Source organism: Alphaproteobacteria bacterium LSUCC0719 (assembly GCA_040839025.1).
GTDB lineage: Bacteria > Pseudomonadota > Alphaproteobacteria > Puniceispirillales > Puniceispirillaceae > UBA8309.
The window spans coordinates 249,986-273,130 of sequence record JBFPJN010000002.1; the positions used below are offsets into that span (position 1 = coordinate 249,986).

A 23,145-nucleotide genomic window follows, 5' to 3' on the forward strand; every position below is an offset into this window, starting at 1 on the left:
GGACGGGGCAAGGATGAACAACGTAATCACCATTATCGGCAAGCGCCTGGCCCTTGGCGTGCTGACCATGTTCATGGTTTCGGTGATCATCTTTCTGGCCGTGAACATGCTTCCCGGCGATTTTGCGCAGGCGCTTCTCGGACAGTCGGCAACCCCCGAGGCGGTGGCCGCGATCCGTGCCGATCTGGGCCTGAACAAGCCGATCCATATCCGCTATTTCGACTGGCTGATCGGCGCCGTGCAGTGGGATTTCGGCACCAGTTTCGCAAAGGCCAATTTTTCATCCTATGCCGGCACCACGGCTGACGCCAATTTCGGCACCGTGGCAGACCAGCTGGCGCCTCGATTCGCCAACACGCTGTTCCTTGCCAGCGTAACCGCCGCGATCGCCGTGCCGCTGTCCTTGATCATCGGTGTTCTGGCGGCGCTTTACCGCTACTCGATCTTTGACAGGATCGCCAACATCAGCACCCTGACCTCGATCTCAAGCCCGGAATTCTTCGTTGCCTATGTCCTGATCCTGCTGCTAGCCGTTCTCAGCCCGGTATTCCCGTCGCTGTCGAATATCCATGACGGGATGGATTTTGGCCAGAAGCTGGAAAAGACGATGCTGCCGGCCCTGACCCTGACGCTGGTCGTCACCGCACATATGATGCGCATGACGCGGGCCGCGATCATCAATCTTCTTGCCTCGCCCTATATTGAAATGGCGCGGCTGAAGGGACTGTCGCCCTTCCGCATCATCGTCTTCCATGCGCTTCCTAACGCGCTGGCACCAATCATCAATGTCATTGCGCTGAACCTTGCCTATCTGATCACCGGCGTGGTCGTGGTCGAGGTGGTGTTTGTCTATCCAGGCGTTGGCCAGCTGTTTGTCGATTCGGTGAAAATCCGGGATATTCCCGTGGTGCAGGCCTGCTGCCTTGTCTTTGCGGCGGCCTATATATCGCTGAACCTCCTCGCAGATGTGATGTCGATCCTCTCCAACCCGCGGCTGCGGCTGCCGAAATAGGGGAATCGCGATGCCAACTCTGCCACTTTCCTACTGGTCAGCCCTTGTCATCGCCGGCGCGCTGGCGCTGTATTTCGGTGGCCGCCGGGCCGGTGCCGCAAGGTCGATCGAGCGGTTGCGCGACATCACCCCGACAGCTGCATTCGGCTACAGTCTGCTGGTTGTGACCCTGTATCAGGGTGTTGCGCTGTATTTCGGCCAGAACATGACACCGGGCGCAGTCTTCTTCAGATGGGCCGTTCATGGCGTTGTCGGGTTCAGCATTGCCGGGTTCCTGTTCCAGCAATTTGGCCGACATGTCGGCACCAGCGGGTCGAAAAAACTGTTCCGGTCAATGCCGGTGACGGCGGCGCTCGGCATTCTGTTGATCCTGATCTATGCCAGTGTCGCGATCTTTGCCGATTTCATCGCTCCCTACGGCCAGGCGGAAATCTTCAAGGACGCCAATGTGCTGCCCGGCGGCAATCCCGATATGGGCGGCAATCCGGCGCATTTCCTTGGCACCGACCAGATTGGCCGGGACATTCTCTCGCGCCTGATATATGGCGCCCAGAATACCGTCGGCATCGCGTTTGTGACGACGCTTCTGGCCTTTTTCATCGGCATCAGCCTCGGCTTCCTCGCCGCCACCATAGGCGGTGTTCTTGACCAGATCCTGTCGCGCATCGTCGACATGCTGATGTCGATCCCGCAGCTGATCTTCGCGCTGCTTCTGATGACCATCGCCACCGCCTGGTTCGGGTCGGAAAAGGGGATGGTGACACTGTTCATGATCCTGATTATCGCGGTGCTTGATTCGACCCGCGTTTTCAGGCTGGCGCGCGCCGTCGGCATGAATATCGTGGTGATGGATTTCTTCGAGGCGGCAAAGCTTCGTGGTGAAAAGCTGTCCTATCTTGTCTTCAGCGAGATCACACCGAACGCCTTTGCGCCCTTGCTTGCCGAATTCGGCCTTCGCTTCTGCTTCGTCTTCCTGACGATCGCATCGCTGTCATTCCTCGGTATCGGGATCCAGCCGCCGCTCGCAGACTGGGGCACGATGGTCCGTGACCTGTCACAATTCATCAATTTCGCCGTCATCAGTCCCCTGACAGCCTCGCTTCCGCTGATGGCGGCAGGTGCCATCGCGCTATTGACCGTGGCGGTGAATTTCGTCGTCGACTGGATGCTGCATCGCGCATCCGGCCTGAAGGAGTAAACGTCATGGCTGCCAGTGACATGCTTGTCCAGATCCGCGATCTGGAAATCGACGGCATCACCGACGAGACACGGGTGCGGATCATCAATGGCGTCGATCTCGATCTGAAACGTGGCGAGGTTCTGGGGCTGATTGGTGAATCGGGTGCCGGCAAATCGACTCTTGGCCTTGCGGCGATGGGATTCACCCGTGACGGCTGTGAAATTGTCGGCGGTTCTGTCACCTTTGACGGTATTGATCTTGTCGGCGCGACGCCGGATGTCAGACGCCAGCTTCTCGGCAAGCGGATTGCCTATGTCGCGCAATCGGCGGCGGCCAGCTTCAACCCGGCGCACAAGATCATCAACCAGCATTCCGAAGCACCGCTGTTCCACGGTCTGTCGACCCGCAGCGACGCCGAGGCCGACGCCATCGATCTGTATCGGCGGCTGCGCCTGCCCAACCCCGAGGAGATCGGGTTCCGCTATCCGCATCAGGTGTCGGGTGGACAGCTGCAACGGGCGATGACAGCCATGGCAATGTCCTGCCGCCCCGATCTGATCATCTTTGATGAGCCGACAACGGCACTGGATGTCACAACACAGATCGAGGTGCTGGCGGCCATTCGCGAAATTGTCGATCAGTTTCATACGGCGGCCATCTATATCACCCATGATCTGGCTGTGGTCGCGCAGATGGCGGACCGGGTGAAGGTGCTGCTTCGCGGTGATGAGGTCGAAGAGGCCGACACGCGGACCATGCTGACTTCACCGCGTGAGGCCTACACGAAATCACTGTGGGCAGTGCGCAGCTTTCAGCGTCCCCAGAAGCCCGCCGTGAAGTCGGGAACTACCCCGGTGATCAGCCTGCGCAATGTCACCGCCGCCTATGGCGATGGCGAGCCGGTTGTCCGCGATGTCAGTTTTGACATTCATCAGGGCCGCACAGTGGCAGTTGTCGGCGAATCGGGATCCGGCAAATCCACCACCGCACGGTGCATCACCGGCCTGCTGCCACCACGCCAGGGCGAGATTTGCTTTGCCGAAACGGTGCTTCCGGCAGATTACCGCAAACGCAGCCTTGATCAGCTTCGTCAGGTCCAGATGATCTATCAGATGGCCGACACGGCACTGAACCCACGCAAGCGGGTTGGTGACATCATCGGGCGGCCGGTGGAATTCTATCTCGGGCTGAAGGGCGCTGACAGACGGCGCCGTGTTGAACATCTGCTCGAGCAGATTGAACTCGACCCGACCGAATTCATCGACCGTCTGCCGTCGGAACTGTCAGGCGGACAGAAACAGCGTATCGGCATTGCACGGGCGCTGGCAGCAGAGCCGAAATTCATCATCTGTGACGAGGTGACATCGGCCCTCGACCAGCTGGTTGCCGAGGGCATCCTGAAGCTTTTGACCAATCTTCAGGACGAGATGCAGTTGTCCTACATGCTGATCACCCATGATCTGTCCACGGTGCGGGCCATCGCCGACGAGGTGGTGGTGATGAAGGACGGGCTGATTGTCGAGGCCGGACCAAAGGATGAGATGTTTACCCCGCCGCACCATGCCTATACCGATCTGCTGCTGAGTTCGGTTCCGGAAATGGATCCGAACTGGCTGGACGAGCTGTTGAAACAGCGCGGTGTGGACAATCTCGGTGATGCCGCGACAAGCAAGATGTAGCGCCGCATGTTACAGCTCCACACAATGTGGACCGGCAGGGTGATTCCGCCTGTGACCTCCAGCCACATCGCGGCTTGCTGGCATTCGCAATAGGCTGTTATCCTGACTTATGCACGTCGTGAATGAGGTAAAACGGTGGAAGAAAGCTTTTCGACACGCAAGCTGCTGAGCGGCGCTGAGCTGAAGGAGTTCAACGCAAAGTCCGATCTGGCCGGTGGTCTGCAGATGGCAAGCCATCTCGGCGCGATCTTGTTGCTTGGCTATCTGCATTTTCTGGCTATGGGAAGCTGGTGGGTCCTGGCAACGGGGTTTGCTCTCGGCGTTGCGGTGAATTTTCTCTATGCGGCCCAGCATGAACTGTCGCACTGGACCGTCTTCCGGACCCGCCGCATGAATGAAATCTTCGGCCGCCTCATCGGCTTTGCGATGATTTTCCCGCGCGACTATGACCTGGTGATGCATCAGGCCCATCACCGCTGGACATCAAACTGGGAACGTGACGGGGAACTGACCCGCGCGCCCTACACGCTGAAGAGCTACAGCCTCTATTTCATTGGCATCACCTATTGGATGAACCGGGTCACCGGTCTGATCAGGCGGGCCCGCGGCATCATCATCGAACCGTATATCGGTGCCGCCGTCGAGGCCAAGGTCATTCGTGAATCACGGCTCCACATCGCTGGCTATGCTGCCATTGCGGCGCTGTCGGTCGTGTTTGAAAGCTGGGCCACCCTGACCTTTTGGCTGGCACCAATGGTGCTGACAAAATGGGTCCATCAGCTTCAGAACACGATTGAGCATCTTGGCCTGTCACATGAAAGCGACATTCTTCACAACACCCGGTCCACCCGCACCAACGCCGTCATGCGCTGGCTGTGCTGGCAGATGCCCTATCACACGGCGCATCACAGCTATCCGTCGGTGCCGTTCTGGCAGCTGCGCAAGCTGAACGACAAGATCGAGTCGGCGGCCGGCCCGGTGCATCGCATGGGCTGGATCGAATTCCAGATCGAGGTGGTCAAGCGGCTTTTGCAAAAGGATGAGAGCCAGTGGCCAATGGACGAGGCCTGGATCGTGCCGGTGGCCGGTGGCCGCACGGCCCGTCTTGAAGCCTGATCAGCCAATGGCATCACAGCAGCTGAAAACCTATACCTCGCTCTGGGCGATGATGCCGCATGACGATAGCGGCACCATTCTCGGTTATGAGCAGATCTGCGAAATGGTCGCCGGTGCCGGCTATGACGGTATGGCGATCGATCTTGGTGCCGGTGATGTGGCGCAGGCCCGCGAGGTACGACCGCATATGGAACGTGCCGGGCTGACACCCTTGATCGTCGCCTTTCCAAAGACCATCGAATCGCTGCGCGAAACGCTGATCATGGCCAAGGATTTCGGCGCTCCTTTCGTTGATGTTATTGGCCAGGTGATGCCACTGAGTGTCGACGGGATGATCCCTGTCATCCGTCGCTGGATCGATATGGCGGATGACATTGGCATGCCGATCCAGTTCGAAACACACCGCAACTGCATCACCAATGATCTGTATGCCACCCTGTGCCTGATCGACGCCGTGCCGGAAATGCGCCTTTGTGCCGACCTGTCGCATTTTGTCGTCGACCGGGAATTCAAACTGCCGCTGGACCCGCGTGACGCTGGTCTGATTCAGCGGATCATTGACCGTTCGGACAGTTTCCAGGGGCGTGTCGCCAGCCGCCAGCAGATCCAGATCCAGCTTGATTTCCCGCAGCATGCGAAATGGGTCGAGCTGTTCCAGGGGTGGTGGCGTGACGGTCTGGAAAGCTGGCGGGCCCGCAACGAGTCCGGAGATTGCATTTTCCTGTGCGAGCTTGGACCGCCCGAATATGCCATGACCGGGGCCGATGGGCGCGAGCTTTCAAACCGCTGGGAAGAGGCGCTGACCATCCGGCAGTGGGTCACCCGGATGTGGGACGAGATGGAACAGGACGCACCCAGGCGATGACGCTTGCCAGGGTTGTGGATGCCTAGGATGCACGGCGGGCTGCGATGGCCTGTGCCAGAACACACATCAGTTCAAACATGATCGATACGCCAATCCAGGCCGTGCCACCGGCAGCATCGAATGGTGGCGACACTTCCACCAGATCGGCCCCGACAAGATCCACGCCCGACAATTCCCGCACCACCTGCTGTGCCTGAAAGGAGGTGACGCCGCCGATTTCCGGCGTGCCGGTGCCAGGGGCAAAGCTTGGATCGATGAAATCGATGTCAAAGGAACAATAGGTCGGTGCCTCGCCGACAATGCTGCGGGCCTCTGCCATGACGTCGGCAATGCCGCGATCGAACAGCTCTTCAATACGGATGATACGCACCCCCTGGGCGAGGCCCCAATCCACATCCTCGGTATTGTAGGCGGTACCGCGTATGCCAATCTGCACAACACGTTTCGGATCGAGAAGCCCTTCTTCAATGGCACGACGGAATGGTGTTCCGTGGGTATAGCGAAAGCCTCCGAAATAGCTGTCAAAGAGATCGGTATGGGCATCGAAATGGATCATCCCCAGAGGCCCCGCACCGGCAATGCCACGCAGCACCGGCAATGATACGAGATGGTCACCGCCGGCTGTCATCGGGGTGATCCCGCGAGCCGCCAGCTCGGCATAGAAACCGGTAATTCTCTGCATGCTGTCATCAAGATCGATCGGATTGGGTCCGACATCACCAAGATCGGCGCAATTGACCATGGTAAAGGGTGCCACACCTGTGACCGGATTCATCGCGCGGATCATTGTCGACAAATCGCGAAGCTGACGCGGACCATGCCGGGGGCCAGGCCGGTTGGTCGTGCCGGCATCCCACGGAACGCCGACAAGCGCCATTTCCACCTCATCAATACGTGGTGACTCAAGCGTCAGGTGCGGCAGCCTCATGAAATTTGGCATGCCGGCAAAGCGCGGCATCTCGAGGGCCGAAACAGGGGTAAAGAAACTGTCATCCGACATCGGATACCTCATTGTTGGTCAGGGTTTGTGGCGGCTGTGTCGCCAAGGTCTGTGTGATCATTGTATCAGCGTTTAATGGCTGCAGACCAAATCTGGCTTCAATCCTTGCTGCCAGCGCCGGCTCGACAAGCTGGCGTGGTGGTGCGGCAAGATGTTCGCGCACCCTGTCATGCGCCCGTCGCCAGCTGTCGGGACGGCCATCATCCTGCCATTCGCCGATACTGCGCCGGTCACCGATCGCCGGATAGAAAAAGTCGCTTGTCATCCGCGCCAGCGTGCTTTGCTCGCCCAGAAAATGCCCGGCACCCGTGGCGGCATGATGGATCGCCGCAGGGTCGAGCGTGTCATCGGACACCTCTATGGCCGTATGCGCGCTGAGGATGGCACCAAGCATGTCATTGTCGATCACATAGGATTCCAGCGATGTCCCCATCAGGCTTGCCTGTGTTCCTGCCGCCTGGGTGATGAAATGCGCGCCTGCCTGCACGGCCAGCGTGACCGCAAGGCATTTTTCGTGGCCGGCCTGTGCGTCGGGCCATTTGGAATCGGTCGCGCCGGCGATGGTCGAGCTTGGCAAGCCATAGAACCGCGCCATCTGGATGGCTGCCGCCGTCAGCTTGGCCTGTTCGCCGCCCCCACCGGACATGGCCCCGGTGCGCAGATCCGTCACCATCGGTCGTGGTCCGAACACCGCCCGCGCCCGGGGGTCGACAAGCCACGCCAGCACCATCCCGGCAAGCGTTTCGGCTGTTGTCTGTGCCACACAGCCGGCGATTGTGACAGGGCTTGACGCACCAAGCTGGCCAAATGTGTTGACCATGACGGGGATACCACGCTCGACAGCGCGGATCAGCACGCCGGCGGATTCGGCGTCAAACCGCAACGGGGGAACAATGTGATTGACGTTCAGCGACAGGAAGGGCGCGGCCCGGAACGCCGCCTCGGACCCGGCAAGCATGTAGACAAGCGCGGCAATCTCGTCGACCGCCTCGCGTGACGAGGCACTGACCATGACATGCTTTTCGGTGCCGGCAAGACAGGCCCAGGCGGTATTCAGCTCCATCTTCAGGGGCGGGTCGATATCGCATGCCACCATCGGGCGGCTGAAGAAGTGAATATGTTCCAGACCGTCGACAAGGCGCGCCGCAGCATGAATATCGGCAAGCGTCGAGGGTCGGTATTGTCCGCTGTCGAGATCGAGGATTTGCGGTGACGCGCCACCGGTGCCGACATGCACGGCATCACCGCCAAGCACAAGCTGGCCAGTCCTGCCCCGCCCATGCAGTGTGATGTCGCGCGGCAGTCCGGCCAGCGCCGCCTCGACAAGCGACCGGGGAAAACACAGCCTGCCATCATCGCCCTGCGTCACGCCGGCAGCCTTCGCCAGATCGATCACCGCCTGCGGGGCCTCGGCAATGCCGGTATGCGCCAGCAAATGCAGCGCCGCCTCGTGGATCCGCTGCACTGCCGCATCATCGAGAAGCCGCAATCGACCACCGACCGGCGCCAGCACCGGCATTGTCACATCCGGCGTCACACCGGCCTTGGCGCGGCGCCCCCGGCGATGGCGGCTTGTAAGGTTGCTGTCCGACATTCAGGACCGTTCCGGATGGTCTGTTACGTTCCTGTCAGCATCGCGGCTTGATGCGCAGCCGGCAAGCGCCAAATACAGTGTCGGTTGATCAGCTGGCTCTGTCTTCATTGCGAAGCAGCATCACCAGCGCCACCACCGTGGCGACAAGGCCAAGCAGCATCAAAGGCGGGGGCAGCGCGTTGCCAAACCCGATTTCCCACATCATGACCCAGCCCGGCGTCAGATAGGAATAGGCCATGACCTTGGCGCTTGGCAGGCGCAGCGTTGCATATTGCAGCAGGAAGAAGGACGAGGCGGTCGCAAAGATCGTCAGATAGCCGATGGTCACCCAGACCATTGTCGGCAGCGCCAGCCAGTCGGTTGCGAGAATGGCGTCAAACCCCACCACACCAAGCAGGATCGAGCCGGCAATCAGCATGCCAAAGGTGAACGCGGCCGCGCCCTCGCCCTGGTTCAGCTTGCGCACCATCGGTGTGTACAGCGCATGGGCGATACAGCCGATGAAATAGACCATCTCGCCGCGCCCGATATCGAGCGCCGACATCGCCGCCAGATCACCCTTGAAGATGACCCACAGCGCACCCCCACCGGCAATGGCGAGCGCCGTTGCCATGCGTGGTGTCGTGACCTGCCGCAGCAACAGCCAGCCAAAGGCAGCCGACATCAGCGGCATCAGCGTGAACACCGCCGCAGCCGAAACAGGGGTTGCGGTCTTCAGACCCTCGAACATCAGAACGAAATACAGCGTGAACAGACCACCAAGGACGAAATAGCGCCACGGCCTGCGAAGATGGGATGGTTTCAGATCGCGCTGTATCGCGGCGACAAACCCCATGACAAACGTTGCCAGAACGAACCTGGCGGCGGTGATGGCCTGGGGGTCGATATCATTCGCAACGATTGTGCCAAGGCTGAAGGAACCGGCGACAAGCGCCGAGAAACCGAGCATGGCAAGATGTCCACGCGCCTGGTCAGGGCTGAGTCCAAAACGCCCCATTATCCGCGCCGATCCAGATAATCACGTGCCAGCCTTGCCGACACAGTCGCAAAATGCGGCGCCTGCGAGCGCGCCAGATCGGTGTCCGAATGCGACCCGATCCACGCCAGCAGGGCCAACCGGCGCAGCATGATGAAACTGTCGATTTCATTCTTGTCGACATCGCTCAACGGTCGGACATCCTGATAGCCTTCAAGCCATGCCTGGCGCAGTGCCGGTACCTGCGGATGGTGTTCCATGAAACTGATCCCGGCTGCAAAGTCATACATGAACCATCCCAACCCGCAATCGTCAAAATCAATCAGCCGTGTCCTGCCACCATCTATCAGCAGATTGGCAAGCCGCATGTCGGCGTGGATCAGGCCATATCTGTCACCCTGGCGGCCATAATCGGCAAGGCGGGCGCGAACCAGCATCTCGGCGGCGTCAATAGTCGCTGCGGCGTCGGCATCCAGTGCCGGAGCATCACGCCAGTTGCCCCAATTGGCGGCCGGGCCGAACACCGCTTCATCATCCCAGACCAGTCTTTCAAACGGATCCGGCCGCGTCCATGACATGCTGTGAAGATGTGTTCTGGCAGCGATCGCACCAAGCTGGCGAAACGGGTCGATCAGATTCTGGTCTGGGTCCGGCTCTTTACCTTCGAGGAATTCAAACATCACCATCCGGCGTGCGCCCACACCGGCAGCATCCATTGTCTGGATCGCCGCCCCGTCGCGACCGGGAATGGGTCGCGCGGTCTCAACGCCGCCCTCACGGTCGAGCGCCGCCATCCAGGCAAGTTCGCATTCAATGGCACGGTGGCTGTGATAGCCCTGGCGGTGAACACGCAGCACCGAACGATAGTCGGGCGGTGACTCGACCAGATATGTGGCATTTTCCGACAGATTGATCAGACGTACCGTGGCATCCTGCGGCACATCCCACAGGCACAGCGCGGAACGCGCAAGGCCGGCGAGATCGGCAATCCGGTCCATATCAGAAGACGTCACAGAGTATCTCCCTCACCGCAATCACGACACCTGTCTCCGACGTTCACGGAACACCGTGAAGACAGGAATGTAAACCGCTTTGCCCCACAGCGTGTTCCGCAACCAGAATACCGCCAGCTCACCAACTCGCCAGCCGGAAAGCCAATTGACACCCTTCGCTGTTGCCCGACACTATGACAATGTGAACAGAACGACATAAAGAAACCGACTACGAATGTGGCTTTGGCCATCTGTCCCGCAGACAAGTTTTTTGTGTGCGGACAATGCCCAGAACCGCAGCTTTGATTGCGCCGGTATCCATATCCGGCGAAAGGGGAAGGTGTCCATGGAAATCGGTCTGAAGATTCTGCATTATTTCTCGATCCTGTTTGCAGGCGGTATTGCTGTTGGCAGCGGTGTCATGCAATCGGCCTATGCCCGCGCCGGCGAGGTGCCACCGCCACATGCCGGCAAGGCATTCGCCCTGCTGGGCTATATCGGGCTTGGGTCGATTGTGACCTTGTGGATTACCGGCATCGGGCTGGCCCACCTGATCTATGGCGGGTTGGGGATAAACGGCGCCTTTCACGTCAAGCTTCTTGGGGCGACGCTTGTGCTTGGTGTGTCAGTGACCGCCAATCTGCATGCGCGCGCTGCGATGAAGGCCAAGCGACCGCCCAATGCGGTGCTGATGAAGCGACTGTTGCAGCTTGGACGTGGCGGCATCGCAATTGCGATCTGCGCGGCTGCGGTGGCCTTTACCAACTGAACGGATCGACATCCGTCAGATCTCAGCCGTCACGTCGCCACCGCATGAGACCGGCATCTAGGCACGACTGCGCCAGCGGGGAAACGCACGCCTGAAGCCGGTGTCGGCAACCGCGGCAAGATCATCGCCATCCATGTCTTCACGCGCCACCCTGTCTGCCAGGATTGGCAGCCGCTGCATTTGCCGCAGTAATTTCTTGGGAGCATCGCCAAGCGGCAGGTCGGACATGCCGGACAGCGTGGCAAAGACCCGCTTGCGCTCGGTGAATTCCGGCCATTTTTCCTTCACGTCGGTCACCTTGACCAGAAAATAGAATACCGGGTCGCGCTGGCGTGATTTTGCAGCAAAACAGAGCGGGCGCGACGTCTGTTTGACCTTGCCATGCAGACCAGCTTCCTCGAACAGCTCGCGTTTCACAGCCGTTACCAGCGCCTCACCCTGCTTCACCTCGCCTTTTGGCAGCGTCAGTTTGCCCTTATGGCGACGACTGCTGACAAGGCAGATTTCGATACCTCTGGTGGTTTTTCTGTAGGCTATGGCACCAACCTTCATGATCACCTCTTGTGAAACCTGCAAATCCTGTGCGGGATATATGCAATCATTGCGGTAATTTGCGATGAAGGCAAAGCAATTCAAATTGTGGCGAAAAGCCCGTGGACTGAGCCAGACCGGGGCTGCCAAGTGGACGCCATTGGGCATGGCCCCGGGCGCGACCTGCCGCCCCCGAAGACATGTCGCCAAACATCCCGATCAGTAGATTTTCGGAATATAGAGATTGTCCGGCAGGGTTCGCCGCTCGTAATCCGGATTGAACACACGTTCGGGAAGCACAATCCTCTCATGCGGGATTTCGCGGTAAGGTATCTGCGACAGGATATGTTCCATACAGTTCAAGCGTTCGCGTTTCTTGTCATTTCCCTCGACGATGTACCAGGGGGCCTCGTCGATGGATGTTCGCTCGAACATCTCTTCCTTGGCCTTTGTGTATTGCTCCCAGCGGATCCGGCTTTCAAGATCCATCGGCGAGAGCTTCCACTGCTTCATCGGATCCTGGATACGCATCTTGAATCGAAGCTGCTGTTCCTCGTCGGTAATCGAGAACCAGTATTTCAGCAGGATGATTCCGGAGCGCACCAGCATTCTTTCGAACTCGGTGACGTCCTGAAAGAACTGCTCGACCTCATCGTCGCTTGCAAAGCCCATGACACGTTCAACGCCGGCGCGGTTGTACCATGACCTGTCAAACAGGACGATCTCGCCACCAGCGGGAAGATGCGGCACATAACGCTGGAAATACCATTGTGACATTTCGCGCTCGGACGGCTTTGGCAGCGCCACAACGCGCGCGACACGCGGGTTCAGACGCTGGGTGATACGTTTGATGACACCACCCTTGCCGGCGCTGTCGCGGCCTTCGCAGATGATCAGAATCTTCGCGTTTTCCTCTACCACCCAATCCTGCAGCTTGATCAGTTCCGCCTGCAGACGAAGCAGGTTCGGATAATAGACCGCGCCTTCAAGGCTGTCGGGATGCTGCTGTTTGTAGAGCTTGCGCACCTCTTCCGACAACATCGGTTCGTTGAATTCGGCCTCGAGGAGATCATCCAGCGTTTCCTCGAGTTCAAGCTGCATCCAGTCGCGCAATCTGTCGAACCTGTCTTCGGTCATCATTCCTCTTTCCATCACAAGCCAAGCCGCCGCGGGCCGATTGTAGCATGAAAGCCGGCCTTGAAACCATTACCAGGCCGCGCAGCGGGCGGATGGGACAAGGCATGCCCAGCCTGCCCCGATATTGTAAGTCAGCCCGCAAATCGGGCCTGTGGCACACCGCCAGTGGCAAGACCGGTGACGGCAAACAGGCCACCTGCCTGCGGCTGTGCCGGGTCATCGACAAGACCGTCACCCATCGAGGTGACATAGAGTGTCGCCAGATCGGCGCCACCAAACATCACCTTTGTCGGACGTTCGACCGGCATCTCGACAATCTGGTCAACACGCCCGTCCGGCGTGATGCGCACAATCTGCCAGCCACCAAAGCCAGCCATCCAGTAGCATCCATCGGCATCCACCGTCGCACCATCGGGCCGGCCGGCAATCCGGTGCGTGTCAAAGAACAGGCGCTGCCCGGAAGGCGTGCCGGTCTCAGGGTCGTAATCACAGGCCCAGATTGTCCGTACATCGCGGTTGGTATCGGCAAAATACATCACCGTGCCGTCGGGCGAGAACGCCAACCCGTTGGTGGTGAACACAGGATCGAACCAGCATGTCACCTCATGCGTCGTGTCGAGCCTGTAAAAGCGGCCACGACGTTCCGGGGGCGATCCGTCATCCCGCATCGTGCCGGCCCAGAACCTGCCCTGAAGGTCCGTGGTGCCGTCATTGAACCGGTTGCCGACAAGGCCGGATTCTGGATCGGCCAGAGGGCTGCGCGCGCCGCTGTCAGGATCGAAAAGATGGATTCCACTTGCCGCACCCACCACCAGTCCACCTGCCTCACGCCGGGCCAGACAGGCGACCGGCTCGCCCCAGTCGAAGGTGGTGTTCAGCGCCGTCTGAGGATCATATCGGTGGACGAGTCCAGCCTTGATATCGACCCACCACAACGCCTGGTCTGCCACATCCCATACCGCGCCTTCGCCAAGCCTTGCATGGCAGTCGACAACACATTCAACGGCTATGGTCATGACACGTCCCTCGGACAATCCCCAAAATCCGGTTCAAGCATGTCGCTGTCTGTCTGGCAACAGCAATCATGCCGACGACCGTGACAGGGCCCGGTGCGCATCGTCAGATGCCAGTTCAGCCGCGATGACGTCGATGAAGCTGCGGACTTTCAGCGGTACGAACCTCTTGTCAGGATAGACCACATAGATACCGAGATCGGGCACCGTGTCATAATCGGGAAGCAGCCTGACAAGCCGGCCATCTGCCAGCGCATCGGCACAGCTGAAATGCGGCAGGATGGCGACCCCGACACCCTCGATGCAGGCATCCAGCATCATGCCGGCACTGTTGGCATAGAGCGCCGGGCGAAGCGCCACAGTTGTCTGAATGCCGGTGCTGTCACGACAGGACCAGCTCGATGCGGCAGAAGCGATTGAATAGATCACCGCCGGCATGGCTGAAATATCAGCCGGCCCGGTTGGCGCTCCCTCATCTGCCACAAGCCGAGGCGCTGCACACATATATAGCGGACAATCACCAACCCGCCGCGCAATGAGGCCCGAATCTTCCAGCACACCGATCCGCACGACAAGATCATAGCCGTCCTCGACAAGGTGGACGCGGCGATCATCGAAATCGACATCAACGACGACATCCGGATATTGTTTGGCATAGATGGCAATGGGACGGCGCAGAAACAATTCGCCAAACGACATCGGCACATTGACCCGAAGACGTCCCGAAGGGCGGAGCTGGGCATCGCCAAGCTGATCCAGCAACATGGCGAATTCATCATGGCCACGCACCAGGAGATCGGCAAGACGCTGTGCAGCTTCGGTTGCAACCACAGTGCGGGTCGTCCGGTAAAACAGCACAAGGTTCAGACGCTGTTCAAGCGACTTGATCTGTTTGCTGACGGCAGCACCCGAGATACCAAGCTCCTCGGCCGCACCAACAAAACTGCCACGCTTCATGACCGCACGGAAAATATCGACAGCCGAGGAATAGAGCATTTATTAACCTTAGGTTATTAGTCTTGTGATTTTGAATTTATTTATTTACCAGAATTTGAAGTTAATGTTGAGCGGGAACGACGAACGCGGTTATAACAGGGCACCTCGCCCGGGAACAGGATGGATGATCACCCACCACAGATATGAAACGCTCGGCGGTGCCAATCATGGATGGCTGAACGCCAAACATCATTTCAGCTTTGGAAGCTATCGCGACCCGGCCAAGATGAGTTTCGGTGAGTTGCTGGTGATCAATGACGATGTGATCCAGCCGCATACCGGCTTTGACACCCACCCGCATGCGGACATGGAAATCATCACCTATGTCCGCCGCGGCGCAATCAGCCACAAGGACAGCCGCGGCAACAGCGGGCGGACCACGGCCGGCAACATCCAGGTGATGAGTGCAGGCACCGGCATTTCGCATTCCGAGTACAACCACGAGGATGAGGCGACCAACATATTCCAGATCTGGATCATGCCGAGGAGCCGCGGCATTGAACCACGATGGGATGCCATCGAGTTTCCGAAAACCCCGGCCGGCACATCGCTGTCACTTCTGGTTTCAGGCGACGGTGCGGCACCGCTGTCAATTCATCAGGATGCACGGATCTATGCCGGCACCCTGGCTGCCGACACCACCCTGACGCATCATATCGAGGGTCAGGCCTATCTGCTGGTTTCCGAGGGCGAAGTCACCATCGACGGCCATAGCGCGAAACGCGGCGATGGCCTTGCCATTTCAGGGCAGGACAGCATCAGCCTTGCCGCGACAACAGACAGCGAGGTTCTGGTGATCGAGGTGCCGGGGCTGGTCGAGGCGCGCTAATCCTGCAGGGCCGCTAATCCTGCAGGGCCGGCAACCGGCCATAGCGTTCCAGCGTCTCTGCAAACTGCAGCACAAGCCGACGCTCGGTAGAGTTTAGCACATTGACGATTTCGTCATTGCGTTTGTCGGTTGGTGAAAACACCACCCCCTGTTTCCGGTCCGCGGTCACAAAGCCACGACCGGAAAGCAACTTGACGTTCCGACGTACCGTTTCCTTGTCGAGACCGGTGAGGTCGGCAATCAGCGCATAGGTCAGTTTCTTGCCCTTGCCGCCGGGTCGCTTAGACAGCGCAACCCACCCTTCCAGGGTGGCATCAATCGACGTCTCTTCAAGATCTTCGCTGACAAGCAGGAAATGGTGCCAGCAGATCACCTGCAATATCAGATAGGCATTGGCGCTGCCGGCAAGCTTCAGGCAATGCTGGCTGCGGATTATTTCCATTTCGAGAAACCGACGCCAGATAAGCAGGAAATTCTCGTCAAGTGACATCACGGGTGACATGGCACCAAAACTTCGCAACAAATTAAAAACAAAAAGTAGTAAATATATTTTCAGGTTGTGCGGATTAGTTGTTTTTTTCAAGGAAGATTCGACCGAGCATTCAATCAGGCGCTGCAGAAAGCCGCATGAGCGCGCGCGCATCGGCATGTTTTCGGCTGTTATTCCAGCATATTACACCCATTGATTGCTGCACCTTGCGGTGACATGCTGCGGCAAGTGGCAGACACCACCCCGCCGACACCTGCGTGGCCAGGATTGCCACCAACCGACAGCGGCTGAACGCCGACTCATCAAGGATGGAACCACATGGCAGTTGCGCCACGCCTGGCAGTCATTCGAGGAGACGGCATTGGCGGTGACGTCACCGACGCGGCGCTGTCAATCGCGGCGGCGGCAATCGGGGCTGTGGGCGGCCCGGCTTTCAGCTGTGACGCCATTGAGGCTGGCGCTGCCTATTTCAGCCGCACGAATATGGATATCGAAGCTGATGGAGAGGCGCGTGCCGGCGATGCCGACGCGATCTTTCTTGGCGCCATCGGCCTGCCATCCATTCGTCATCCTGACGGCACTGAAATCTCGCCGCATCTGCGTCTTCGCGACCGATTTCAGCTTTACGCCGGGGTGCGCCCGGTTCGAGCCTATCCAAACGCCCCGCAACGCCTTGCCGACCCACGGGCGGCGGCACTCGATCTGGTGATCATTCGCGAATCCACCGAGGGATTGTTCTACACGGCTGCGGTCCATGACCGTTCACCTGTAGAAGGCGACCCCACCGCACCAACCGCAGTGTCCGACATCATGCGAATTTCCGCCAGCACCACGCGCAAGCTTCATGAATTTGCCTTTCGGCATGCGGCGCGGCGGCGCGATCGTGGCAAGCGGGGGCAGCTGACCTGTGTCGACAAGGCCAATGTCTTCAAATCACAGGCCTTCTTCCGGTCAATTTTTGACGAGGTTGCCAAAGACCATCCCGCCATCGACACAGCCTACAGCTATGTTGACGCCATGGCGCTCGACATGGTGCGTCGTCCCTGGGACTTCGATGTGATGGTGATGGAAAACATGTTTGGCGATATTCTGTCCGACCTTGCCGGCGGCCTTGTCGGCGGCATGGGCATGGCCGCCTGTGGCGAGATCGGGGACGAAAACGCGCTGTTCCAGCCAGCCCACGGATCAGCACCGGACATCGCGGGCCAGGACAAGGCCAACCCGCTTGCCGCAATATTGAGCGGGGCGATGATGCTCGACTATCTTGCCATGAGATGCAATCTGCCGGCCTATGAAGCGGCGGCGAAACGGATCGAGGATGCTGTCGCGAACGGCTTTGCCGCGAATGATCTCCGGCCCGTGGAATTCGGCGGGGATATGGGCACAAAATCCATAACAAGGGCCGTGCTGGCCCATATTCAGGAGGTGGCGTGATGTATGTGATTGTCGTTGATTTCGAGGTCAGGCCGGATCGTCTGGATGAATTCCTGCCCTTGATGACAGAAAATGCCGACAGATCTGTTCGCGACGAACCGGGATGCCGCCAATTTGATGTCTGTACGGATCCGGACGCACCGCATCATATCTTTCTCTATGAAATCTATGATGACCGTGCCGCCTTCGATGCGCATCTGGCATCTCCGCATTTCACACATTTCGATCAGGCAACGAGGGATATGGTGGCTTCAAAGACCGTGCGGGCGCTGCGGCGTCTCTAGCATCATCATCACCTCACAGGGCCAGCAACACCGGGATCGCCAGCACGGACAACACAAAGCTCCACAGGATTGACAGCGCGATGGCGTCCTTTTCGCCGCCATAGCGGCTGGCAAAGGTCAGAGCCATGATGCCAACTGGCGACACCGCGACCAGAAGCGACGTCCGGGCCGTATCCAGCGCATAGCCGCCAAGCACCAGGATCAATCCCGCAGCCAGCAATGGATGGACCAGCATTTTCATGCCGGTGATATACCCGGCCAGACGGATATGCGATCGGTCAAGCGGCGCTGCCAGCAGCACGCCGGCGGCGAACAGGCCGCAGGGTGCCGCTGTATCGGCAATGAAGCCGGCCCCCCTGACAAGCGCCAGCGGCGGCTCGACCGGCGCAAGATTGACAAGCAGCCCGAAAACCAGCGCCAGCAACAACGGGTTGCGCGCCTGTCGGACCGCCGCCGCCGCCACACCGCGTCCGGCACCGGCATTGATATCAAGAAGGACGATGGACAGGGCAAAGATGATGATGTCAAAGGCAATGATCCCGCGCACCGGCAGTGTCATTTCCGCTGGAAAGGCGAATTGCGCAATCGGATAGGCAAACATCACATGGTTGGAAAATGACGCGCCGATGCCGACAAGTATGGCGTTCTTGAAATCGAGCCTGAAAAGCCAGACGCCGATCAACGCCGTTGTCGCATACAGGATCACTTCGCCGAGAAGATACAGCCCGACCAGCGACAGGTCGGCAGCGCCGAAATCACTGGTCACCAGGATGCTGACCAGAATGGCCGGGGCCGCAAGGCGGGCGATGAATTTAAGGATGGCCTCGGCCTCGGTGCCGGTAAAGACGCCCCGGCGGGCCAGCCAGAACCCCAGGAAGAACATCAGCGCCACCGGAAAGACCGATGACAGGAAGTTATTCAGTATGTCGGCCAAATCGCCCTGCCCCCTCGCACAAGTCCTGATATACCAGCGCGCAGTCTAGGCGCGTCAGGCGGCGCTGCCGAGAGAATAAAATCCGACCACCGTCAGACTGCCGGCAAGCTGCAGCAGGAATATGCCGACCGACGCCATATGCAGTAGCCCGAACATGCGCTTTGCCGCCGCGTCACCCTCCAGATCAAGGTCGCGATAGGCGTTGATGCGCGGCGTCAGGATGAAGACATTGACAGCAAATCCGCCAGCGCTCAGGACAGACACGGCCAGCTGCCAGTCGGCACCAGCCTGCCAGGCGGCCAGCGACGCTGCCAGCGCCAGCACAAGGCCGAACAGGAACAATCGGGGAAACAGGACGCGAAGGAATGCACCAACGGCCTTTGCCGACAGCGTCTTGAAGGCGGCTTGCGGTACCACCGCCATGAAAAACAGCATGAATCCGGCAATCGCCGCGTGAATGAGGGCCAGATTGGCCATATGTCGCTCCCTGATGAACGAATTCCGACGCCCCACCCTATGATCCGGAGATGGCTTGCGACAAGAGGGGGTGATGCCGCAGGCACAGGGCGCTCAGCGAAGGCTGTCCATCCAGCCAAGGCTGGCGTCGGTATCGCCGTCTCCCGGTTTGTATTCGGCACCGAGTGGCGCGGCATATCCCATTTCGGCGATATGCGCGAAGATATGGCGATACGCTATCTCGCCCCGGTCGGGACGACCGCGCGTCGGCACACTGGCAAACTGGATATGACCGATGATATCCAGCGTCGCGGTTAACCGGCGTGACAGATCACCCTCCAGAATCTGGATATGATAGCAGTCGAACATCAGTTTCAGGTTTGGCGCACCAACGGACTCGATGATGCGGCGCGCCTGATCGGTATGGTTCAGGAAATATCCCGGCGCGTCATGATGGTTCAACGGCTCTATGAGAAAGGTGACATCCGGCGCTGTGGATGTGGCATGACGAAGATTGTCGATGAAGCAGGATTCTGCCTGCGGGCCCTCGGCAAAGCCGGCCATCACATGGATATTCGGCGCGTCGATGGCCTCGGCATAGGCAATCGCCCGATCGATCGCCGCGCGCGCTTCGGATTCGCGCCCGACAAGCGCGGCAAGCCCGTTATCGCCAGCCGCAACATTGCCACGAACCGTGTTCAACCCCAGCATAGGCAGACCTGTGGCTGTCAGCGCCGCCTTCACGTCTGCGGGGTGGTGATCATAGGGCCAGTGGCATTCAACAGCATCAAACCCCGCCGCATGCGCCGCGTGGATAGCGTCGACCAGCGGCAGGTCAGCCCACAGAAACCCCAGATTGGCTGAAAACCGTGTCATTCATCCCACTCGATATCAAAGCCTGTCACGACATCGCGGACCTGCGCTTCGCTCAGAAGGCGCGGAGACATGCCGCGGGTCATAAGCGCCAGTCTGGCGGTATCTTCAAGTTCCTCAACCGCGTTGCAGGCCGCCTCGACATCCTTGCCGGCAACGACCGGCCCATGATTTGCCAGCATCACCGCGGACCGCCTTCCGGCAAGACCACGCACCGCCGTGCCCATCGCCGGGTCACCGGGCAGGAAGAAGGGCAACAGTTTCACCCTGCCAAGCTTCATGATGGCATAGGGGGTCATCGGCGGCAGGAAATTGTCCGGGTCGACATCGGGAAGCATCGAAAACGCCACCGAATGGCAGGAATGAAGATGCACCACCGCGCCGGCACTGGACCGCGTTTCATAAAACGCGCTGTGAAGCGGCATTTCCTTGGTCGGCTTGTCTCCATCAACCAGCTTGCCGGCTGCATCAAAGCGGCTGAGGCGTGCCGGGTCCAACCGGCCAAAGCTTGTCCCGGTCGGAGAGACCAGCAGGCCACCATCCTCGGTACGAGCCGAAATATTCCCCGTGCTGCCGCCGGTCAGGCCGCGATCAAACATGGATTTTGCCAAAAGGCAAATCTGTTCGCGAAGCTTTGTCTCACGGCTCATGACGCCTCCAGTCTGGCAAGGGCCGCAGCAAAGAAATCCCTGTCCCCGAAATTGCCCGATTTCAATGTTACCGCTATATCCTCGCCTTTGACATTGGCAAAGGTCCAGGGAACGCCGGGCGCGATCTCGGTACCTATATCAAGACGCGCAAGGCCCAGCGCCTGTGCCACCGCGCCTGAAGTTTCACCGCCGGCGACGACAAATCGCCGCCTGCCGGCGTCAAACGCCGCCACTGCAAGCGCGGCAAGCGCCTGTTCGACAAGCTGGCCGGCCCTTGCGGTGCCAAGCCGGTCCTGTGCCGCGCGCACCTCATCCGGCGCGGCAGTGGCGTAGATCATCGGCACACTGTCATGTGGCTGGCTGGCAAGCCAGTCAAGGGCCGCACCGGGACCGGCGGTGGCAAGGTCCAGCGGATCAAGCCTCAGCGATGGACCATGTCCGTCATAGGCGGCCACCTGTTGATTTGTCATTGCCGAGCAGCTTCCCGACAAAATCACCGCGCCGGCAGCCACACCCGGTGTCTTCAGCGAGGGCGCGTCGGCCGGCAGCAGACCATCCTGACGGTAAAGATCGGGCAGCGGCATTGCCACCGCCGAACCGCCCGTCATCAACGCCATATCGCGGCAGGCAGCAGCAATGATGCCAATATCTTCATTCGCCACCGCATCCACCACCACATGCGCCACACCATCATCGCTCAAAGCCACCAGCCTGTCGGCAAGCGCCGCCGCGCCGCGCGCCACAACCAACCTGTCGGCAAGCCCGACCGGTCGCGTCACCTGTGGTTCCAGAAGCCGCATCAGATTGCTGTCACGCATCGGGGTCAGCGGGTGATCCTTCATCGGGCTTTCGGCAAGCGGCTGCCGGCCAACAAACAGATTGCCCATGAAGATGGCCCGGCCATTCTCCGGAAATGCCGGACAGTAGATTGTCTGGTTTGTGCCAAGATCATCCATCAGCGCTTCCGCCACCGGGCCGATATTGCCCGCAGCCGTGCTGTCGAAGGTCGAACAGTATTTCCAGAAGAACCGTTCGGCGCCGGCACCCCGCAACCAGGCAAGCGCGGCACGGCATTCCGCCACCGCCTCGGTCACCGGCGCGGTCCGGCATTTCAGGGCAATCACCTCTAACGGGGCGGCACCATCAGGCGGGGTGTCGGGCACACCAAGGCGAAGCGATACATGCACGCCGGACCGGGCCAGCAGCCCGGCAAGATCGGTGGCGCCGGTAAAATCATCGGCGATGCAGCCAAGAATGGTTGTCACTCACCCCTCCCCGGGCAGATCAAGACCACTGTTGCGGGCATAGACCTTGGCAACGGCGGCATCATCCTCGCGCCCCAGACCCATCCCGGCGGCTGCCACATATTGCTGCAATGCGGTGGCGGCAATCGGCGCGCTGAATCTCGATTCCTTGGCGATGTCGAGAACGATGCCAAGATCCTTCAGCCAGATATCAATCTGCGAGTGCGGTGTGTAATCACCGTTCACAATGTGCGGCGCGCGATTCTCCAGCATCCAGCTGGTGCCGGCGCATTTCGATATCACCTCGAGGAACCTGTCGGGTGCCAGCCCCTGTTTCATGCCAAAGGTGATTGCCTCGGCCATGGTCGCGATATGAACCCCGGCAAGAAGCTGGTTCACCACCTTCATCACCGACCCGGCACCGGGCTCATCCCCCATGCGAAAGACGGTCTCGGCGGTGGCGTCGAGGATCGGGGCCGCGGCATCGAAGCCAGCCGCGCTTCCCGATGCCATGATACTGAGCTGACCGGCGGCAGCCTTGACCGAGCCACCGGAAATCGGCGCGTCGAGATATTGGATCTGATGCGCCTCACATGCGGCTGCCATGTCACGGGCGAATGCCGGCGGCACAGTCGCACAGGACAAGACAACCGCACCGGAGCGCAGCATCGGCACGACGCCGCTGTCACCGAACAGCACCGCCTCGGTCTGCGTGGCGTTCAGCACGACGATGACAACCGCATCGAGATCAGGCGCGATATCGGCAAGATCGCCATCCGCGCCGCCCTCGGCGACAAAGCGGTCCCGCACCTCGGGAACAACGTCGAAACCATGAACAATGTGACCGGCGCGAAGAAGTGACTGCGCCATGCCATATCCCATCGAGCCGAGGCCGAAAACAGCGACCTTCCTGATATTGCCACCTGTCACCTGGTCTGCCTCCCGTTGCACGTGCCTGAACAATAGCAATGACCGGCAGGATCACAAGCTGGATAATGGCTGCCACCACGGTGACGGGATGGATGATTACAGCTGGCAGAGCCGAATCCGACCTGATATCCATATTCTGGCATTTATCAGAGACAGAGGCG

The 23,145-nt window shown here is 59.6% G+C and carries 24 protein-coding genes; 9 read left to right on the top strand and 15 right to left on the bottom strand.

The window, feature by feature from the left end; genetic code table 11:
• Positions 1 to 13 precede the first annotated feature (13 nt).
• The 5 genes from AB3X55_05865 (at position 14) to AB3X55_05885 (ending at position 5,852) form a co-directional block, all read left to right on the top strand.
• Positions 14 to 1,012, top strand: a complete 999-nt coding sequence (locus AB3X55_05865) for an ABC transporter permease (GenBank protein MEX0503106.1) — start codon at positions 14 to 16, stop codon at positions 1,010 to 1,012.
• Positions 1,013 to 1,217: 205 nt separating this feature from the next.
• Positions 1,218 to 2,210 (top strand): ABC transporter permease, encoded by a 993-nt coding sequence (locus AB3X55_05870; GenBank protein MEX0503107.1) that lies wholly within the window; start codon positions 1,218 to 1,220, stop codon positions 2,208 to 2,210.
• A gap of 5 nt (positions 2,211 to 2,215) precedes the next feature.
• Positions 2,216 to 3,871, top strand: coding sequence for an ABC transporter ATP-binding protein (locus AB3X55_05875; protein ID MEX0503108.1), 1,656 nt, complete (start codon positions 2,216 to 2,218; stop codon positions 3,869 to 3,871).
• A gap of 135 nt (positions 3,872 to 4,006) precedes the next feature.
• Positions 4,007 to 4,987 carry a fatty acid desaturase gene (locus AB3X55_05880; protein MEX0503109.1) on the top strand — a complete coding sequence of 327 codons (981 nt, stop codon included), beginning with the start codon at positions 4,007 to 4,009 and terminating at the stop codon, positions 4,985 to 4,987.
• Positions 4,988 to 4,994: 7 nt separating this feature from the next.
• Positions 4,995 to 5,852: a sugar phosphate isomerase/epimerase family protein gene (locus tag AB3X55_05885; GenBank protein MEX0503110.1), complete on the top strand. Its 858-nt coding sequence runs from the start codon at positions 4,995 to 4,997 to the stop codon at positions 5,850 to 5,852.
• A 22-nt stretch (positions 5,853 to 5,874) separates the two neighbouring features.
• Here the strand turns inward: AB3X55_05885 and speB are convergent, their stop codons facing one another.
• From speB to AB3X55_05905, 4 genes are all read right to left on the bottom strand, one after another.
• The gene (gene speB / locus AB3X55_05890; GenBank protein ID MEX0503111.1) at positions 5,875 to 6,852 is read right to left on the bottom strand and encodes an agmatinase; all 978 of its coding nucleotides are present in this window, start codon (positions 6,850 to 6,852) and stop codon (positions 5,875 to 5,877) included.
• Complete coding sequence (locus AB3X55_05895; GenBank protein MEX0503112.1) at positions 6,842 to 8,446, bottom strand: trimethylamine methyltransferase family protein; 1,605 nt, start codon at positions 8,444 to 8,446, stop codon at positions 6,842 to 6,844. Before AB3X55_05895 ends, speB begins: the two co-directional genes overlap by 11 nt.
• 88 nt (positions 8,447 to 8,534) lie before the next feature.
• Positions 8,535 to 9,443 carry a DMT family transporter gene (locus tag AB3X55_05900; protein MEX0503113.1) on the bottom strand — a complete coding sequence of 303 codons (909 nt, stop codon included), beginning with the start codon at positions 9,441 to 9,443 and terminating at the stop codon, positions 8,535 to 8,537.
• Entirely contained in the window at positions 9,443 to 10,435 is a 993-nt protein-coding gene (locus AB3X55_05905; protein MEX0503114.1) for a phosphotransferase enzyme family protein, read from the bottom strand. Before AB3X55_05905 ends, AB3X55_05900 begins: the two co-directional genes overlap by 1 nt.
• Positions 10,436 to 10,760: 325 nt before the next feature.
• Between AB3X55_05905 and AB3X55_05910 the strand changes: the two genes are divergently transcribed.
• Positions 10,761 to 11,183, top strand: a complete 423-nt coding sequence (locus AB3X55_05910; protein ID MEX0503115.1) for a hypothetical protein — start codon at positions 10,761 to 10,763, stop codon at positions 11,181 to 11,183.
• A gap of 57 nt (positions 11,184 to 11,240) precedes the next feature.
• Here the strand turns inward: AB3X55_05910 and AB3X55_05915 are convergent, their stop codons facing one another.
• From AB3X55_05915 to AB3X55_05930, 4 genes are all read right to left on the bottom strand, one after another.
• A complete protein-coding gene (locus tag AB3X55_05915) occupies positions 11,241 to 11,735 on the bottom strand; it encodes an NUDIX domain-containing protein (protein ID MEX0503116.1) in 495 nt (164 codons plus the stop codon).
• Positions 11,736 to 11,933: 198 nt separating this feature from the next.
• On the bottom strand, positions 11,934 to 12,851 hold the full coding sequence (gene ppk2, locus AB3X55_05920) for a polyphosphate kinase 2 (protein MEX0503117.1): 918 nt from the start codon (positions 12,849 to 12,851) through the stop codon (positions 11,934 to 11,936).
• 131 nt (positions 12,852 to 12,982) lie between these two features.
• The gene (locus tag AB3X55_05925; protein MEX0503118.1) at positions 12,983 to 13,867 is read right to left on the bottom strand and encodes an SMP-30/gluconolactonase/LRE family protein; all 885 of its coding nucleotides are present in this window, start codon (positions 13,865 to 13,867) and stop codon (positions 12,983 to 12,985) included.
• 66 nt (positions 13,868 to 13,933) lie between these two features.
• Entirely contained in the window at positions 13,934 to 14,860 is a 927-nt protein-coding gene (locus AB3X55_05930; protein ID MEX0503119.1) for a LysR family transcriptional regulator, read from the bottom strand.
• 124 nt (positions 14,861 to 14,984) lie between these two features.
• Here AB3X55_05930 and AB3X55_05935 point away from each other — a divergent pair, with 124 nt between their 5' ends.
• Positions 14,985 to 15,689: a pirin family protein gene (locus AB3X55_05935; GenBank protein MEX0503120.1), complete on the top strand. Its 705-nt coding sequence runs from the start codon at positions 14,985 to 14,987 to the stop codon at positions 15,687 to 15,689.
• Between the two features lie 13 nt (positions 15,690 to 15,702).
• Here the strand turns inward: AB3X55_05935 and AB3X55_05940 are convergent, their stop codons facing one another.
• Entirely contained in the window at positions 15,703 to 16,191 is a 489-nt protein-coding gene (locus AB3X55_05940) for a hypothetical protein (GenBank protein MEX0503121.1), read from the bottom strand.
• Positions 16,192 to 16,497: 306 nt separating this feature from the next.
• Between AB3X55_05940 and AB3X55_05945 the strand changes: the two genes are divergently transcribed.
• A complete protein-coding gene (locus AB3X55_05945) occupies positions 16,498 to 17,613 on the top strand; it encodes an isocitrate/isopropylmalate dehydrogenase family protein (protein MEX0503122.1) in 1,116 nt (371 codons plus the stop codon).
• The gene (locus AB3X55_05950) at positions 17,613 to 17,897 is read left to right on the top strand and encodes a putative quinol monooxygenase (protein ID MEX0503123.1); all 285 of its coding nucleotides are present in this window, start codon (positions 17,613 to 17,615) and stop codon (positions 17,895 to 17,897) included. The genes AB3X55_05945 and AB3X55_05950 overlap by 1 nt, the downstream gene beginning before the upstream one ends.
• A 13-nt stretch (positions 17,898 to 17,910) precedes the next feature.
• On the opposite strand, the gene AB3X55_05955 is transcribed toward AB3X55_05950, so the two are convergent.
• The 6 genes from AB3X55_05955 to ltnD all read right to left on the bottom strand — a co-directional run bounded on the left by AB3X55_05955 (position 17,911) and on the right by ltnD (position 22,984).
• Positions 17,911 to 18,831, bottom strand: a complete 921-nt coding sequence (locus AB3X55_05955; GenBank protein MEX0503124.1) for an AEC family transporter — start codon at positions 18,829 to 18,831, stop codon at positions 17,911 to 17,913.
• Between the two features lie 54 nt (positions 18,832 to 18,885).
• Positions 18,886 to 19,308, bottom strand: coding sequence for a DUF4149 domain-containing protein (locus AB3X55_05960; protein MEX0503125.1), 423 nt, complete (start codon positions 19,306 to 19,308; stop codon positions 18,886 to 18,888).
• Positions 19,309 to 19,401: 93 nt separating this feature from the next.
• Entirely contained in the window at positions 19,402 to 20,163 is a 762-nt protein-coding gene (locus AB3X55_05965) for a hydroxypyruvate isomerase family protein (GenBank protein ID MEX0503126.1), read from the bottom strand.
• Positions 20,160 to 20,810, bottom strand: coding sequence for an aldolase (locus AB3X55_05970; GenBank protein ID MEX0503127.1), 651 nt, complete (start codon positions 20,808 to 20,810; stop codon positions 20,160 to 20,162). Before AB3X55_05970 ends, AB3X55_05965 begins: the two co-directional genes overlap by 4 nt.
• On the bottom strand, positions 20,807 to 22,075 hold the full coding sequence (otnK, locus tag AB3X55_05975) for a 3-oxo-tetronate kinase (protein MEX0503128.1): 1,269 nt from the start codon (positions 22,073 to 22,075) through the stop codon (positions 20,807 to 20,809). The genes AB3X55_05970 and otnK overlap by 4 nt, the downstream gene beginning before the upstream one ends.
• On the bottom strand, positions 22,076 to 22,984 hold the full coding sequence (gene ltnD, locus AB3X55_05980; protein ID MEX0503129.1) for an L-threonate dehydrogenase: 909 nt from the start codon (positions 22,982 to 22,984) through the stop codon (positions 22,076 to 22,078). It lies immediately after the preceding gene.
• Between the last annotated feature and the right edge of the window lie 161 nt (positions 22,985 to 23,145).